Source organism: Microbulbifer sp. JSM ZJ756, assembly GCF_044383805.1.
In the GTDB taxonomy this organism is placed as follows: Bacteria; Pseudomonadota; Gammaproteobacteria; order Pseudomonadales; family Cellvibrionaceae; genus Microbulbifer; species Microbulbifer zhoushanensis.
This window is the reverse complement of the sequence record NZ_JBISER010000001.1, coordinates 346,779-362,983: the sequence shown is the minus strand read 5'-3', so window position 1 is coordinate 362,983 and position 16,205 is coordinate 346,779. Positions and strand designations below refer to the sequence as shown.

Below are 16,205 nucleotides of genomic sequence, written 5' to 3'. Positions count from 1 at the left end.
GTGTTAATAACATCGCTGTACAACTACTGGATTGTTATCGCGCTGATGATGATTGGCCTGTACATGGTTGTGGCACAGGGCAACCTGATCAAGAAAATCATTGGCCTGAATATCTTCCAGACTTCTGTTTTCATCTTTTATATCAGTGTGGGCAAAGTGGATGGCGGTGCGGCGCCGATCCTGATAGAGGGGGAAAATGTCTACTCCAACCCACTGCCCCACGTATTGATCCTCACTGCAATTGTGGTCGGCATCGCCACCACTTCGCTGGCCCTGGCCCTGGTGATCCGGATCATGCGGGCCTATGGCTCGGTAGAGGAGCGTGAGATCCAGGCAGAGGAAGAAAAGCGTGAGATCCAGGCAGAACAGGAGAAGCGTGAGATGCAGGCGGAGGAAGTGCAGTGCTGAGCCACTTACCGATTTTACAGGTTATCCTGCCGCTGGTAGCCGCACCCTCGTGCATGCTGATCCGGCGCTCCAGCCTGGTCTGGTTCTTTTCCCTGCTGGTCAGTGCTGGCGCACTGGTTGTCAGTGTCCTGCTGCTACAGCAGGTGATCGACTCCGGGCCCATCAGCTACCGTCTGGGGGGCTGGGAGGCGCCCTGGGGGATTGAATACCGGATCGACCTGCTCAACGCCTGGGTGCTGCTGGTGGTCACCGGCCTGGGCACTGCAGTGATTGCCGCGGCGCGGCAGAGTGTGCAGCGCGAAATGGACGACCTGCGGCAGACACTGTTTTATACCCTCTACCTGCTGTGTTTTGCCGGGCTGCTGGGTATCGTCGCTACCGGTGACGTATTCAATGTATTTGTATTCCTGGAAATCTCTTCCCTCGCCACCTATGCACTGATTGCACTGGGGCGGGACCGGCGTTCATTGTGGGCCGCATTCCAGTACCTGATCATGGGGACCATCGGGGCGACGTTTATCCTCATTGGTATCGGCTTCCTGTACATGATGACCGGTACCCTCAATATGGCCGACCTGGCGTTGCGCCTCCCCGAGCTCGGCAGCTCCAGTACAGTACTCGCTGCCTTCGCCTTTATTGTTGTCGGCGTGTGCCTGAAGCTGGCACTGTTCCCGCTCCATATGTGGTTGCCCAACGCCTACGCGTTTGCACCGTCCATCGTTACTGCCTTTCTCGCAGCGACAGCCACCAAGGTGGCCCTGTACTTGCTGGTGCGTTTTATCGTCACCGTATTCGGTATCGACTTCTCACTCACCAGCCTGCCATTACAGTCCCTGTTTATCGGCCTGGGCCTGGTGGGTGTGTTTGTGGCCTCGGTTGTCGCCATTTACCAGGTAGACATCAAGCGGATGCTGGCCTATTCCAGTGTTGCCCAGATCGGCTACATGGTGGTGGGTATCGGTATCAGCAGTGTCGTCGCCATGCAGGCAACACTGTTGCACCTGTTCAACCATGCATTGATGAAGGGTGGCCTGTTCCTGGCACTGGCAGGCCTGGTCTATCGCCTGGGCAGCAGCCGGATCGATGCCTTCAACGGTCTCGGGCGCACCATGCCCTGGACCATGGCGGCCATCGTGATCGGCGGGATCAGCCTGATCGGCATGCCGCTCACCGTGGGGTTTGTCAGCAAGTGGTACCTGATTACTGCCGCTATCGAGAGCGATATGTGGTTGGTGGCACTGCTGGTGGTGCTCGGCTCGCTGATCGCTGCAATCTATGTCTGGCGCCTGGTAGAGGCGGGATACTTCCGTCAGGCACCTGCGGGCGGGGACGTGACTGTTGGCGAAGCCCCGCTGTCCCTGTTGGTGCCTACGTGGATCCTTATCGGCGCGAACATCTACTTTGGTATCGATACGCGCCTGCCGGTTGAAGTCACCGGTGCCGCGGCGCAGTACCTGCTGGGAGGTATCCAATAATGTCTGCTGTAGGCCTCCTGCAACTCAGCCTCCTGATTCCCCTGCTGGCAGCGGCCGGTATCGCGCTCACCGGCAAGCACCAGAACCTGCGTGAGAGCGTATCGCTGGTCGCCGGCACCCTGCTGTTTGCCTCGGTCTGCAACCTTTACCCGGTGATCATGGCGGGGCAGGCGGTAGAGCTGTTGTGGCTTGAGGTGCTCCCGGGACTGGCGCTGGCATTCCGGGTTGAGCCCCTGGGGCTGCTGTTTGCCATGGTCGCCAGTGGCCTGTGGATCGTCACCACGCTCTACGCCATTGGCTATATGCGGGGGCACGGCGAGCAGAACCAGACCCGCTTCTTTGCATTTTTTGCGATTTCCATCGCTGCGGTGATGGGCATCGCCTTTGCCGAGAACCTGTTCACCCTATTCGTTTTCTACGAGATCCTGACGCTGTGTACCTATCCGCTGGTCACCCATGCCGGTACCGACAAGGCGCGGGAAGGTGGTCGCGTTTACCTGGGCATCTTGCTGGGCACCTCGGTGGCTTTCTTCCTGGTGGCAATCATCGCCACCTGGTTGCTGGCCGGGACACTGTCTTTCCAGCGCGGGGGCGTATTCAGCGGGGATACCCCGGCAGGCCTGTTGTCGTTATTGCTTGTCCTTTATGTATTCGGTGTGGGCAAGGCGGCGATCATGCCGTTTCATCGCTGGCTGCCGGCTGCCATGGTGGCGCCAACTCCGGTAAGTGCTCTCCTGCACGCGGTTGCGGTGGTAAAGGCGGGTGTCTTTGTGCTGCTCAAGGTGTGCCTGCTGATTTTTGGCCTTGAGACCCTGCGTGAGATTCCCGCCACCCAGTGGCTGCTCTACCTGGCGGGCGCATCAATCCTGCTGGCCGCCATTGTGGCAATGCGGCAGGAAAACCTGAAGAAGCGTCTCGCGTACTCCACCGTGAGCCAGCTTGGCTATATCACCCTGGGCGCACTACTGGCGACCAGCGCCGGGATGACCGGCAGTGCGATGCACATCGTGATGCACGCCTTTGGCAAGATCACCCTGTTTTTCTGTGCGGGTGCCATCCTGGTGGCTGCCCACAAAACCGAGGTGGGGCAGTTGCGCGGCCTGGGCCGGCAGATGCCAATTACCATGGGCGCCTTCCTGGTCGCCAGCCTCTGTATTATCGGTATTCCGCCAACCGGCGGCACCTGGAGCAAGTGGTACCTGTTACTGGGTACCCTGGAGGCAGGCGAGCTGTGGCTGATGGGGCTGCTGATGGTGAGTTCGCTGCTCAGTATCGCCTACCTGTTACCGATCCCGTTGCGGGCATTTTTCTCCGATGCGTTACCGGCCGATACCGGCGACGCCAGTGTCGCCGTACGCGAGGCCCCGTGGCCGTCGTTGCTGGCGCTGGGGATTACAGCCACGGGCTGTGTCCTGCTATTGATTTACCCCGACATTATCTATCAGCTGATCAAGGCCGGAATCTGACCCGATGAGCACTGGTGACAAGCAAGACTTTTTCGACAAGCCGGAGAATATCCAGCGGATCCTGCGCACCTTCTACGCGATCTGCGCGCTGCTGGTGCTCGCGGATTTCGTGGTCCACCGGCATACAGAACACGGCTGGGAAGGGCTACCCGGGTTCTACCCGCTGTATGGATTCGTTGGTTGTGTGATCCTGGTGATCATTGCCAAGTGGATGCGCAGGTTCCTGATGCGCCCGGAAGACTATTACGACCGGCTGGAGCTCGGCGGTGATACGGCTACCGGGGCCAATGGTGCGACCGGTACGGAATCACGGTCGCAGGAGGAAGGGATGAGTGGAGGTCAGGAACATGTTTGAGGTGGCACCTTTCATTCCGTTTTTCGTCGCCGCATTGCTGGCACTGGTCCTGCGTGGCTGGCCGCGCGCACTGGTAATGATCGCTGTACCCTTGCTGGGACTGGCCAACCTGTGGATGCTGGGCGCTGGCAGTTTCGGGGCCTATTCGGTGCTCGAATTTGACCTGTTGCTTTTCCGTGCAGACAAGCTGAGCCTGTTATTCGGCTACCTGTTCCATGTAGCGGCATTGATTGCGATCATTTACGCACTGCATGTGCGCGACACCCTGCAGCAGGTGGTCAGCCTGCTCTATGCCGGTAGTGCCCTGGGCGCAGTATTTGCGGGGGACCTGCTGACCCTGTTTATTTTCTGGGAGCTGCTCGCGGTCACTTCCGTATTCCTGGTCTGGGCGCGCCGCAATGGCCGCGCGTATATGGCCGGCCTGCGGTACTTCACGCTGCATATTCTCTCGGGCCTGCTGTTGCTAGGCGGGATTATCTTCTACGGCCAGGCCCACAGCTCTCTCGCTTTCGGGCAGATCGGGCTGGGCGACAACGCCTACAGCTGGATGATCTTCCTGGCCTTCGGTATCAAGTGTGCCTTCCCTTTCTTCCACAACTGGCTCACCGATGCTTACCCGGAATCCACCCCGACCGGCACTGTGTTCCTGAGTGCATTCACCACCAAGGCGGCGGTATATGCACTGGCGCGGGCCTATCCGGGCACAGAGTTGCTGGTCTACATCGGTGCGACCATGGCCTGTTTCCCGATCTTTTATGCCGTGATCGAGAATGACCTGCGCCGGGTGCTGGCCTACAGCCTGATCAACCAGCTGGGCTTTATGGTGGTGGGTATTGGTATCGGTACTTCACTGGCCATCAATGGCGCTGTGGCCCATGCGTTTAACGATGTGATCTTCAAGGGGCTGCTGTTCATGTCCATGGGGGCAGTCCTGCACGTCACCGGCCGCATCAATGGTTCGGAGTTGGGCGGCCTGTACAAGACCATGCCCAAGACCACCATCCTGTGTATCGTCGGTGCGGCCTCGATTTCCGCCTTCCCGCTGTTCAGCGGCTTTGTCAGCAAGTCGATGGTGATGAGTGCGGCGATCAAGAATGGTTATGACTGGGTGTGGCTGATCCTGCTGTTTGCGTCCGCGGGTGTCTTCCACCATGCCGGCATCAAGATCCCGTACTTCGCCTTCTTTGCCCACGACTCGGGTATCAGGGCGAAGGAGCCGCCTGCCAATATGCTGGTGGCAATGACAATTGCGGCGTCCCTGTGCCTGGCCATCGGTATTTACCCGCAAGCGCTCTACAGCCTGTTGCCCCATGAGATGGCGTATACACCTTACGACGTCACCCATGTGCTGACCCAGCTGCAGCTGCTGTTCTTCTCTGCGCTGGCGTTTGTATGGCTGAACCTGCGCCGCCTGTACCCGCCGGAATTGCCGTCGGTCAACCTGGACGTTGAATGGCTGTACCGCCGGTTGTTCCCGCAGGCAATACGCGGCTTTGTGACCGCCGCCTTCCGCCTCGACAATCGCGTCCGCCGCGCGGCCATTGGTGGCGTGGGGGCCCTGATGGATTCGGTCGCCAGCCACCACAGGCCGGCGGGCGTGCTGGCACGGAGCTGGCTGACCGGGAGTATGGTCGCGGGGGTGGTGTTGCTGTTGGGCGTCTACCTGTTACTGGGCTTCGCCCTGTAAGTCGGTTGCAGACGGGGAGGGGCATCGCGCTTGTGTGCCATGCGCCCCCCAATACTCAGGCGGGTATACTGCGGCGCAGGGTAGGGGAGTGCTGCAGCATTTCGATCATGGCATCCAGGTAGCGCTCGCCAATACAGGCCAGGTCCCGGTCGCGGGGCTGGAGCAGCCAGTCGCCCAGGGTGCCAACCAGCGAACTGTGCAGCAGTGGAGCTGCCAGGTCGATATCCAGGTCGCCGGGCAGCTGGCCCCGGTCAACCGCCCAGCTGATCAGCTGGCGGACCCGTTCCTGTCCCTCCTCGGTGCAGTCGAGCATGCGCTGGCGGATCTCGCCGCTCTCTGTGACCAGCTCACAACGATGGAAGATGATATCCAGGATCAGCTGCCAGTCCCGGTTGCACGCGACTTCCTGGAACAGCCACAGCCAGCGGGTCCGCAGGACTCCCAGCGGGTTCTCCGGTGGCTCGCAGCCGCCTTCCTCGCACAGCTTTTCACCCGGTAACTGGACCCGCTCGGCCAGGGCATTGAAGACATCGGCCTTGTTGCGGAAGTGCCCGTATACCGCACCGCGTGTGACGCCCGCGAGCTCTGCCACCTCGGTCAGTGACGGACGCGCCAGGCCCTGCTGGTGAAATACTGTGATGGCCGCATCCAGGATGCGTTCCCTTGTCTCCAGCGCGTCTTCTTTCCGCTTATTGGCCAACTTTCTGTCCTCTGGTGGCAACCGTTTATCTATTCGCCCGCGGGATTGGTCCACATACGGGGTAGGATGGCCGGCGCTACCGGTCCATCCGGGCGCGAAGTTTAATTCATATTCATGCATGAATGAATACTTGCTGCACATCTCGGCGAAACGATAGAATGCGCGGCATTGTTAACCATTCATAACTGTCAAAGCGAACTGACCATCCGGTCCGCTGGCAGCATTTGGACCATCGGGTCACTGGAGAGGTGTAGATGCGGAAACGGAATCTGTTAGCCGGCCTGATGGCCGCGTTGTCACTGCTGACGGCATGTAGCCAGGAAAAGGGCGGACGGCCGCAAATGGCGCCGGAGGTGGCGGTGGTGACCCTGAAGCCCGAGTCAGTAACCCTGACCCGTGAGTTACCGGGCCGTACCAATCCGTATAAAGTCGCCGAGGTTCGCCCACGGGTGAACGGCCTGGTGGAACAGCAGCTGTTCCGCGAGGGCGGGATTGTCGAGGCCGACCAGCCGCTTTACCAGCTTGACGATGCCACTTACCGTGCCGACTACGACAGCGCCCGGGCCAACCTGCAGAGCGCCCGGGCCGAGCTTGAGGTGGCGCGGCTGCGCGCCGACCGTGTCGCCAACCTGGTGAAAACCGGCGCGGTGAGCAAGCAGGATAACGACAGTGCCCGCGCGGACCTCAAGAAGGCAGAGGCCGCGGTTGCCAATGCCCTGGCGTCGGTCAAGCGCAGTCGTATCCCGGTGGACTATGCCCGCATCAGTGCCCCGATCGGTGGCCGGATCGGCAAATCATCAGTGACCCAGGGTGCCCTGGTGACAGCGAACCAGGCACAGGCACTGGCGACTATCCAGCAACTCGACCCGATATACGTCGACCTTAACCAGTCCACCAGCGAGCTGCTGCAACTGCGCCGTGCCCTGGAGGCCGGTAAAGTGGAAGACACCACAGATCTCCCGGTGACGATCCTGCTTGATGACGGATCTACCTACGAGCACAAGGGCAAGCTGGAATTTGCCGAGGCCACCGTGGACCCCACCACCGGCAGTGTCCTGCTGCGGGTCGTGGTTCCCAATCCCGAGCACATGCTGCTGCCCGGCATGTACGTCCGTGCCGTGGTTGGCCGCGGCGTGCGCGATAATGCGATTCTGGTACCGCAGCAGGGCGTCACTCGCGACCCCAGGGGCAACACCAATGCCATGGTCGTGAACACAGATAACAAGGTTGAAATGCGCCCGTTGACTGTCAGCCAGACCGTTGGCAGCCACTGGCTGGTTGAGGACGGCCTGCAGGCGGGTGACCGGGTTATCGTCGAGGGACTGCAGAAAGTCCGCCCGGGCGTTGAGGTCACCACCGTGTCCGCTGAACCTGAACAGCCTGCCCCTGCGGCGGAAAGCGCTGCTGCAGCTGATTCCTGAGGGGGCGTACCATGGCATCTTTCTTTATTGACCGTCCCATCTTTGCCTGGGTGATCGCGATCGTCGTGATGCTCGGTGGCGGGCTCGCGGTCAGCAAGCTCGCTGTAGAGCGTTACCCGGATATCGCGCCCCCCACGGTATCCATCAGTGCCAGCTACCCCGGTGCATCTGCCAGGGTGGTGGAGGAATCGGTGACACAGGTTATCGAGCAGGGCATGACCGGGCTCGATGGGCTGCTGTATATGTCCGCCACCAGCGAATCCAATGGCCGGGTGAATATCTCGCTGACTTTCGCCAATGGCACAGACCCCGATATTGCCCAGGTACAGGTGCAGAATAAACTGCAACTGGCCCTGCCGCTGTTACCGGAAGCGGTGCAGCGACAGGGGGTGAATGTTGGCAAGGGCCGCAGCGGCTTCCTGATGGTCGTGGGTTTCGTATCCGAGGACGGCCGCATGGACCGTGCGGATATCGCCGACTATATCAATGCCAATATTGTCGACGCTATCAGCCGGGTGCCCGGCGTGGGCGGTGTGCAGGTATTCGGTTCCCAGTACGCCATGCGTATCTGGCTGGATCCGAACAAGCTGGAAACCTACAAGCTGGTCCCCAGTGATGTGATCGCGGCGGTACAGGCGCAGAACCAGCAGGTGGCGGTGGGCAGCCTGGGTGGAACCCCGGCCATCGATGGCCAGCAGCTCAATGCCAATGTGGTATCCCAGGGCCGGCTGGAGACTCCTGAACAGTTCCGCGACATTGTGATCCACTCCAATCCCGATGGCTCGGTGCTCAAGCTGGGAGACATCGCGCGGGTCGAGATCGGTGCGGAGAATTACGATTTCATCAGCCGTTTCAACCGCCAGCCGGCCACCGGCCTGGCAGTGAACCTGGCCACTGGCGCCAATGCACTGGAGACGGCCGACGGTGTGCGGGCGAAGCTCAAGGAGCTGGAGCCCTATTTCCCCACCGGGATCCGGACCGTGGTGCCATTCGACTCGACACCGTTTGTCGAGGTATCCATCAAGGGCGTGATCAAGACGCTGATCGAGGCGGTGATCCTGGTATTCCTGGTGATGTACCTGTTCCTGCAGAACATCCGCGCCACGATTATTCCCACTATTGCCGTGCCGGTCGTACTACTGGGCACTTTCGGTGTGCTGGCGGCGATGGGCTTCTCCATCAATATGCTCACCATGTTTGCCATGGTACTGGCCATCGGCCTGCTGGTGGACGACGCCATTGTGGTGGTGGAAAACGTAGAGCGGGTGATGAGCGAAGAGGGCCTTTCGCCCCGAGAGGCCACTCGCAAGTCGATGAAGCAGATCACCGGGGCGCTGGTGGGTATCGGCGTGGTGCTCTCGGCGGTATTCGTGCCCATGGCATTTATGGAAGGCGCCACCGGGGTAATTTACCGGCAATTCTCGGCCACCATCGTCGCGGCCATGGCACTGTCGGTGCTGGTGGCCATCGTGCTGACACCGGCCCTCTGCGCCACCATGCTCAAGCCAATTGCGAAAGACGAGGGGCATGCGAAGAAGGGCTTCTTCGGCTGGTTCAACCGCAATTTTGAACGCGGAACAGCCGGCTACCAGCGTGGTGTACGCGGGATCGTGGCGCGGGGCGGCCGTTTTATGCTGCTGTTTGCCGGCCTCGCCGCTGTGATGCTGGTGCTCTTCCTGCGCCTGCCCAGTTCCTTCCTTCCCGAAGAGGACCAGGGTGTGCTGTTTTCCATGATCAATGCTCCGGTGGGCGCCACCCAGCAGCGCACCATGGAGTCGATCAAGAAAGTAGAGGACTATTACCTCGAGAACGAGCAGGACACCGTTAAATCTGTATTCAGCGTGCAGGGCTTCAGCTTTGCGGGTAGCGGCCAGAACAACGGTATTGCCTTCATCAATATGCACGACTGGGAAGAGCGCGAGGAGCCTGGCCAGGACGCGGGTTCGGTAGCCATGCGGGCCATGGGCGCGCTGATGCAGATCAAGGACGCCATGGCCTTCGCGTTCTCCCCCCCGGCACTGCCGGGCCTGGGTACCTCCGGCGGCTTTGACTTCTACCTGAAGGACAATGCCAACCTGGGGCACGAGGCGCTCACGCAAGCGCGCGACCAGCTCCTGGGTGCGGCGGCACAGAGCCCGCTGCTGGCAAATGTGCGTCCCAATGGCCAGAACGATACACCCCAGTTCCGCCTGAACATTGATACCGAGAAGGCAGCTGCACTCGGTCTCTCGATCAACGAGATCAATACCACCATCGGCACCGCCTGGGGCGGCCGTTATATCGATGACTTTATTGACCGTGGCCGGGTCAAGAAGGTCTACGTGCAGTCTGATGCGCCGTATCGAATGGTGCCGGAGGATTTCCAGAAGTGGTCCGTGCGTAACCGGGACGGCGAAATGGTGCCGCTGTCGACTTTTGCCAGCTTCGAGTGGGAGTACGGCTCCCCGCGCCTTGAGCGCTACAACGGCGTTCCGGCGATGCAGATCAACGGCTCTGCCGCACCGGGTGTCAGCTCCGGTGAGGCCATGGCGGAGATGGAGCGACTGGTCAGCGAGTTGCCGGGCGGCGTCGGCCTGGAATGGACCGGCCTGTCTTACCAGGAGCGCCAGGCGGGGGCACAGACACCGCTGCTGTATACGCTGTCGTTGCTGATCGTATTCCTGTGCCTGGCGGCTCTCTACGAGAGCTGGACGGTGCCCACTGCGGTACTGCTGGTCGCACCGCTGGGCATCCTCGGGGCCGTGCTCGCGAACACGCTGCGCGGCATGGAGCGGGATATCTACTTCCAGGTGGCCATGCTCACCACCGTGGGCCTGACCAGCAAGAACGCCATCCTGATCGTGGAATTCGCCAAGCAGAACCTGGAAGAGGGCATGGAGCTGGTGCAGGCCACCATGCGCGCAGTGCGCGATCGTCTGCGCCCGATCCTGATGACTTCGCTGGCCTTTGGCCTGGGTGTACTGCCGCTGGCCATTGCCTCCGGTGCCGGTTCCGGTGCCCAGCAGGCTATCGGTACCGGGGTGCTGGGCGGCATGCTGGTTGGGACATTGCTGGGGATTTTCTTTATCCCGCTGTTCTTCGTTATCGTACAGCGGCTGTTTGGTCGCTCACGCAATACGGAAGAGTCCGCAAGTGAACCAGTGGCGCCCGCCAGGGGAGACCTGCGTGAAAGTGCGACGGCAGATGTGACCTGACCGGGCGAATATGACCTGACAACAGGCGCATCCCGCCTGATTGGAAACGCCGGCATTCGCCGGCGTTTTTTTTTGTGCGTTAGAATGCGCAGCAAATAATCGCAACAGGAGACCGGGATGCGCAGGGCGGCACTCGTGACGGCGTTACTTTTGAGCGGGGACGCTTTTGCCAGCGACCAGGCCGTGGAGCAAGTTCGTGGCCAGCTGGAAACCGTGGTGGTCACCGGCAGCCCGCTGCACAGCAGTCGGGCTGACTACGCCGGCAGCATGGCGGTGCTGGGTGCCGATGCGCTGGCACTGGTGAACCACAGCCATATCCAGCAGAGCCTGGCACGGGTTCCCGGGGCAAACCTGAGCCGCGGTAACGGGCAGGAATACCTGCCGGCACTCCGTTCACCGGTACTGACTGGCGCCGGTGCCTGCGGCAGCGTGCTGGCCATGCAGGACGGCATCCCACTGTTTCCCGCCGGCTTCTGTAATGTGAATGAACTGTTTGCGGCACACAGTGAGCAGGCAGAGCGTATCGAAGTAGTGCGTGGACCGGCGGGCACCTTACATGGGGCGGGCGCCATGCACGGGGTGATTAATGTACTGGGCCCGTCGTACCAATCCGGGGACACCGGAGCCATGAGTCTGGAAGCCGGGCCCAACGACCGCTGGAAATTCTCCAGCCGTGTCCCCACTGCTACCGGCACTGAGTCGGGCCTGCTTACCGCCATCTCCCTGGCCAGTGACGGCGGTTACCGGGCCAGTTCCGGTTATGACCAGCAGAAGCTGACCGTGGTGCACCGCAGGGGGCAGTCCAGTTCCGAGACCCGCTTCAATGCCACCAACCTGGAGCAGGAGACCGCCGGTTATGTGGTGGGGGAGGAAGCCTACCGGGACGTCACGCTGCGGCGCTCAAACCCAAACCCCGAGGCCTTTCGCAATGTGCGCACCGCACGCCTGTCGCACAGCATGGCAACCGAGTGGGGCGACGGCTATTCCCTGCAGGTCACGCCGTACGCCCGCTACGGGGACATGCAGTTCCTGCAGCACTTCCTGCCCGGACAGCCCCTCGAAGAAACAGCCCATCGCAGCGCCGGTGTACGGACCAGCCTTATACTGCCAGTCAGTGATTCGCTCCGCGTCGCAACGGGCCTCGATGGGGAATATACCCGGGCCTCCCTGCGCCAGTCTCAGTCCGGCATTGCCACAAGATCCGAATTCCTGGCGGAAACCGTGCCACCGGGTCGGCATTACGATTATCGAGTCAATGCGTTATTACTGTCGCCCTATGCACTGGCATCCCTGCGGCTGACGGAACAACTGGTCCTGGAGGCGGGGCTGCGGCTGGAAAGCCTGTCCTATGACTATGACAACCACATGCTGGCCGGCCGATCCCGCGAGGATGGCAGCAGCTGTGGTTTTGGCGGCTGCCGCTATAGCCGTCCCGCCGATCGTCGCGATGACTTTGAAAACTGGTCACCGCAGCTGGGGTTGGTATACGACTGGACGCCTGCCCATCAAGTGTTCGCAAACCTGGCCCACGGTTTTCGTGCCCCCCAGGCGACGGAGCTCTACCGCCTGCAGCGGGAGCAGGAAGTGGCTGACCTGGACTCCGTGGAGATTCGCAGCGTCGAACTTGGGCTGCGGGGTGGGGGAGGTCGCATCGACTACGAGTTGGTCGGCTATGCCATGGAGAAGCACAATGTGATCTTTCGCGATGCCGACTTCTTTAACCGGTCCGGCGGGACCACTAGCCATCAGGGCCTGGAGCTGGCACTGGGTTACCAGCTGGCACCGAACTGGTTGGTGGATGTGTCAGCGAGCTATGCGGAGCACCGCTTCGACGATGAGCGACTACTAGAGGGAATCGCCCTGGATGGCAGGCTGCTGGACTCCGCGCCGCGCAGTTTTGGTTCGGCCCGGCTCCAATGGCAGCCGGATGCCGCCACGCAGGTGGAACTCGAATGGTTGCACCAGGGGCGCTACTACACAGATCCACTCAACCAGCACAGCTACCCGGGCCATGACCTGCTGCACGCGCGCGCCACCCGGCAGCTGGGCGAGGGCTGGTCAGTAGGCCTGCGGGTACTCAACCTGCTGGATGAGGAATACGCGGAGCGTGCGGATTTCAGTAACTTCAGTGGCGACCGGTACTTCCCCGGGGAATCACGGTCTCTCTATGCCGAGTTAGCATTGCAGCTGTGACAGCCGGATACTATCGAGGACCCGGATAATGGCAGTGGCGATTGACTGTAATAAATCAGCGCCCGGCACGACTCTTGTTCCAGCATAGGCGGAAACCGTCACCAGCGATCGATAAGAGTCACCCGATGCCGCGTATTCTCGTTATCATCCTGCTCTTGAGCCAGTTTACCCTGGCCCGGGCCACTGTTCCGGATCACCACATCTGGTCGAACCTGTTGCAGGATCATGTAATCCTGGCTGATGGCGGTCACTCCTCTACCGTGGATTACAGGGGAATGCAGGCAGACCGGCAACAGTTGGTCCGTTACCTGGCACAACTGGCCGAGGTGGAGCGGAATACCTTTGATGGCTGGGAAGAGGCTGACCAACTGGCTTTCCTCATCAACGCTTATAATGCCGCGACCATCCAGCTGGTGCTGGCAGAATACCCGGGCCTTGATTCCATCCGTGATATCGGCTGGCTTCCGGGTGCACCCTGGCGCCGGGAGTTCGTCGCCCTGTTCGGCCGCAGGTATTCTCTGGACGAGATTGAGCACGGCATGATCCGCCGGGATTTCAATGAGCCCCGCATCCATTTCGCCGTCAATTGTGCGAGTGTCGGTTGCCCGATGCTGCGCGAGGAGGCCTATACCGGGGAGCGGCTGGAACAGCAACTGGAGCAGCAGGCTCGCCGGTTCCTGTCGGATCGCTCGCGCAACCGCGCCACTCCAGGGGGGCTGAGGCTGTCACCGATATTCGAGTGGTATCGCGACGACTTCAGTCGAGGCTGGCGCGGCCACAGTAGTCTTGGCGAGTTCCTGCTGGATTACCGCGGGGCACTGGGCCTGAGTGCCGCACAGGCTGCGGCCCTGCGGGCCAATGAAATGGATATCACCTATCTCGAATACGAGTGGCGCCTGAACGATAACAACCGCCGGTGACACACAAGACAACCAGACAGAATTCTGGATAACCAACAGAGGCCAGGAATGACCGACATTACCTTCCGCAAAAAACCCATCGCGCTCTCCGTGTTGCTGCTTGCCGCCGCCCCGGCCATCGCCCAGGAGGGAGAGCCGGAACTGGTGGAGGTAGTAGGCAGCCAGGATGACCCGGCCCGTGCGGGAATTGCGGACAATACCGTCAGCGATGCCTTCGGTTCCGGCCTTACCAGCGAGGATATCGCGCGCTCGGTCACCCCTATCGACGCGTGGCTGCTGGAGGCGGTGGCGGTGGAAGACCTGCGCGATCTCCAGCGCGTCACGCCGAATACCTACGGCGCAACCGGTTTTGGTGCGCCCAGCCTGCCAACACTGCGGGGCCAGCTGGGTGAGGTCTTTGAAGCCGGCATGCGTCGGCAGGTGGGTAACAACGGCCTGGGAATTCCCCTCTCATTCAATGCCGTAGGCCAGGTGGACGTGGTGCGCGGCACACCCTCTGTGATCCTCGGAAGCACCCAGCGCACCGGTGGTTTCGTCAACCTGCAGCCCAAGCGTCCGGACCTAAATGATTCCGGCGGCACTGTACAGGTTCGCGGCGGCGAATGGGATCGCTACCGCAGCCAGCTGGATTACTCCCAGGTACTGGAGCAGGACCGCTCGGCGGTACGGGCCAGTTATGAGCACCGCGACGAGGGCAGCTTCTACGATTACGCCGGGATGGACAGTGACAACCTGTTCCTCGCTTATCGCCTCAGTCCCGACAGCAGCAGTGAGTGGAATGTATCGCTGGAATACTACGACGTCGAGTGGACCGACAACGCCGGTATCAACCGCCCCACGCAGCAGCTGATCGATGACGGCCTCTACGTCCAGGGACAGGGCGTGCGGCCCGATGGCTCCACTGTTCCCGGCGCCGGCGCAATCGTAAGTCCCGCCGGCCTGGTGGAGATAGACCGCAGCACCGTGCTCACCGATCCGCTGGATATCAATGGCGCCGAGACCCTGTTACTGCATTCCGTCTATCAACGTGAACTGGGAGACGGGCTGGCCTTGATTAACCGTACCTATTACGAGCACCTGGAACGGGAGGAGATAGCGCAGAACAGTTTTGTCGAGATTATCGACGGGGCAGATACCCTGGAGAACCGGACAGAACTCCACTTCGGTGATACGGTCGCCGGTATCGGCCTGCGCTACAACGATGTGCTGGGCTACAGCCAGTTCACCACCGAGGCGGACCTGCCCATCGACCTCACCGGGCCACTGGAAAACCGCCGCATCCCGCTGACCGATGCGCAGAAGGCCCGGCTGGTGGAGCTGCGGCCCGGTGTGTTCGTGTCACCCGGCGGCCAGTACGACCTCGACGGAGACGGGGCGGGCGACTTCAACCTGTCCGACACCACCGATTCCAGCAGCCTGCAGACCGGCCTGTTTGTGCAGCATCGCCAGGATCTTACCGAACGGCTCTGGATCACAGCCGGGCTGCGCGGCGACTACTACGATGTGGAGGCGCGGGACCCGCTGGCCCCGGCAGGAGTGCAGCGTGCCAGTGACGATTACAGCGACTGGCTGAAGTCCGGCAGCGCCAGCCTTCACTACCGCCCCCTGGAAGCCTTCACCGGCTATGCCACGCTTGCCTACCAGGAGTCCACGTCCAACAGCCTGGGGGGCGGCAATGTACTGTCCGGTAACAACACCATCAGTCCACTGAACTTTGCCACTGAAAACACGCTGTATGAGGTGGGCCTGAAGTACCAGCCCGATGGGAGCTCCTGGTATGCCGATGCGGCATTGTTCGACCAGACCCGCAGCCTGCGCAACCGCGACGGCAGTAACTCGGGGATTCGCACGCAGGGACTCGAGATGCAGCTCTTCTACCGGGGCGAGAAACTCTGGGCCAGTGCCGGCGCCAGCTACCTGGAGGCAAATTTTGACAATTCCGCTGCATTCCAGGACTCGCAGCAGGTGCTGGATGCCTTCGACGATTCACGCCCGGATATTGTGGCGGGAACCGGGCTGGGGGCGCCCAACTTTGCCGGCTTCGCCCCAGCGGATGCCCGCCTGCAGGGCCTGCCGGAATGGACAGCATCCGCAGCTGCGGGCTACCGGTTAAACGAGGCATGGTCTCTCGGCGGCTCCGCGGTATTTTCCGGTAGCTACCCGCTGGATTACCTGCAGACCGTGGAGATACCTGCGCAGTTCACCCTCAACGCCAATATCGAGTACCGCTTTAACCAGCAGAACACTGCCGTGCGGCTGGATATTTTCAACCTGACTGACGAGGAGAACTGGGCGCCGGTATTCGAGGGGGGCTATTTCGGTTCCACGCTGGTATTCCCGGAATTACCCCGGCATATCGATCTGGCGTTAACGCACCGCTTCTGAG

The 16,205-nt window shown here is 61.2% G+C and carries 11 protein-coding genes; 10 read left to right on the top strand and 1 reads right to left on the bottom strand.

From position 1 onward, the window contains the following. The 5 genes from ACH6CX_RS01575 to ACH6CX_RS01555 are packed head-to-tail and all read left to right on the top strand — an operon-like array spanning position 1 to position 5,391. Positions 1–408 carry a cation:proton antiporter subunit C gene (locus tag ACH6CX_RS01575; RefSeq protein WP_232942574.1) on the top strand — a complete coding sequence of 136 codons (408 nt, stop codon included), beginning with the start codon at positions 1–3 and terminating at the stop codon, positions 406–408. After that, a complete protein-coding gene (locus tag ACH6CX_RS01570) occupies positions 402–1,883 on the top strand; it encodes a monovalent cation/H+ antiporter subunit D family protein (protein WP_237061504.1) in 1,482 nt (493 codons plus the stop codon). Before ACH6CX_RS01575 ends, ACH6CX_RS01570 begins: the two co-directional genes overlap by 7 nt. Further along, positions 1,883–3,349: a proton-conducting transporter membrane subunit gene (locus tag ACH6CX_RS01565; RefSeq protein ID WP_232942570.1), complete on the top strand. Its 1,467-nt coding sequence runs from the start codon at positions 1,883–1,885 to the stop codon at positions 3,347–3,349. Before ACH6CX_RS01570 ends, ACH6CX_RS01565 begins: the two co-directional genes overlap by 1 nt. A 4-nt stretch (positions 3,350–3,353) precedes the next feature. Then, complete coding sequence (locus tag ACH6CX_RS01560; protein ID WP_396674441.1) at positions 3,354–3,704, top strand: hypothetical protein; 351 nt, start codon at positions 3,354–3,356, stop codon at positions 3,702–3,704. Beyond that, positions 3,697–5,391, top strand: a complete 1,695-nt coding sequence (locus ACH6CX_RS01555) for a Na(+)/H(+) antiporter subunit D (RefSeq protein ID WP_396674439.1) — start codon at positions 3,697–3,699, stop codon at positions 5,389–5,391. The genes ACH6CX_RS01560 and ACH6CX_RS01555 overlap by 8 nt, the downstream gene beginning before the upstream one ends. 55 nt (positions 5,392–5,446) lie before the next feature. Here ACH6CX_RS01555 and ACH6CX_RS01550 read toward each other — a convergent pair whose 3' ends face one another. Continuing rightward, on the bottom strand, positions 5,447–6,091 hold the full coding sequence (locus tag ACH6CX_RS01550; RefSeq protein ID WP_232942564.1) for a TetR family transcriptional regulator: 645 nt from the start codon (positions 6,089–6,091) through the stop codon (positions 5,447–5,449). Positions 6,092–6,345: 254 nt separating this feature from the next. Here ACH6CX_RS01550 and ACH6CX_RS01545 point away from each other — a divergent pair, with 254 nt between their 5' ends. From ACH6CX_RS01545 to ACH6CX_RS01525, 5 genes are all read left to right on the top strand, one after another. Then, entirely contained in the window at positions 6,346–7,512 is a 1,167-nt protein-coding gene (locus ACH6CX_RS01545; protein WP_396674437.1) for an efflux RND transporter periplasmic adaptor subunit, read from the top strand. Between the two features lie 11 nt (positions 7,513–7,523). Then, a complete protein-coding gene (locus ACH6CX_RS01540; RefSeq protein ID WP_396674435.1) occupies positions 7,524–10,706 on the top strand; it encodes an efflux RND transporter permease subunit in 3,183 nt (1,060 codons plus the stop codon). A gap of 117 nt (positions 10,707–10,823) precedes the next feature. Continuing rightward, positions 10,824–12,899, top strand: a complete 2,076-nt coding sequence (locus tag ACH6CX_RS01535; protein WP_396674433.1) for a TonB-dependent receptor — start codon at positions 10,824–10,826, stop codon at positions 12,897–12,899. Between the two features lie 125 nt (positions 12,900–13,024). Next, a complete protein-coding gene (locus ACH6CX_RS01530; protein ID WP_237061499.1) occupies positions 13,025–13,819 on the top strand; it encodes a DUF547 domain-containing protein in 795 nt (264 codons plus the stop codon). Between the two features lie 48 nt (positions 13,820–13,867). Beyond that, entirely contained in the window at positions 13,868–16,204 is a 2,337-nt protein-coding gene (locus ACH6CX_RS01525; protein ID WP_396674431.1) for a TonB-dependent receptor, read from the top strand. Position 16,205: the final 1 nt, after the last annotated feature.

Excerpts from the sequence above, each read along its gene's own strand:
- ACH6CX_RS01545 (WP_396674437.1), top strand. The coding sequence starts at position 6,346 with ATGCGGAAACGGAATCTGTTAGCCGGCCTGATGGCCGCGTTGTCACTG.
- ACH6CX_RS01565 (WP_232942570.1), top strand. The coding sequence starts at position 1,883 with ATGTCTGCTGTAGGCCTCCTGCAACTCAGCCTCCTGATTCCCCTGCTG.
- ACH6CX_RS01535 (WP_396674433.1), top strand. The coding sequence starts at position 10,824 with ATGCGCAGGGCGGCACTCGTGACGGCGTTACTTTTGAGCGGGGACGCT.
- ACH6CX_RS01525 (WP_396674431.1), top strand. The coding sequence starts at position 13,868 with ATGACCGACATTACCTTCCGCAAAAAACCCATCGCGCTCTCCGTGTTG.
- ACH6CX_RS01555 (WP_396674439.1), top strand. The coding sequence starts at position 3,697 with ATGTTTGAGGTGGCACCTTTCATTCCGTTTTTCGTCGCCGCATTGCTG.
- ACH6CX_RS01560 (WP_396674441.1), top strand. The coding sequence starts at position 3,354 with ATGAGCACTGGTGACAAGCAAGACTTTTTCGACAAGCCGGAGAATATC.
- ACH6CX_RS01540 (WP_396674435.1), top strand. The coding sequence starts at position 7,524 with ATGGCATCTTTCTTTATTGACCGTCCCATCTTTGCCTGGGTGATCGCG.
- ACH6CX_RS01530 (WP_237061499.1), top strand. The coding sequence starts at position 13,025 with ATGCCGCGTATTCTCGTTATCATCCTGCTCTTGAGCCAGTTTACCCTG.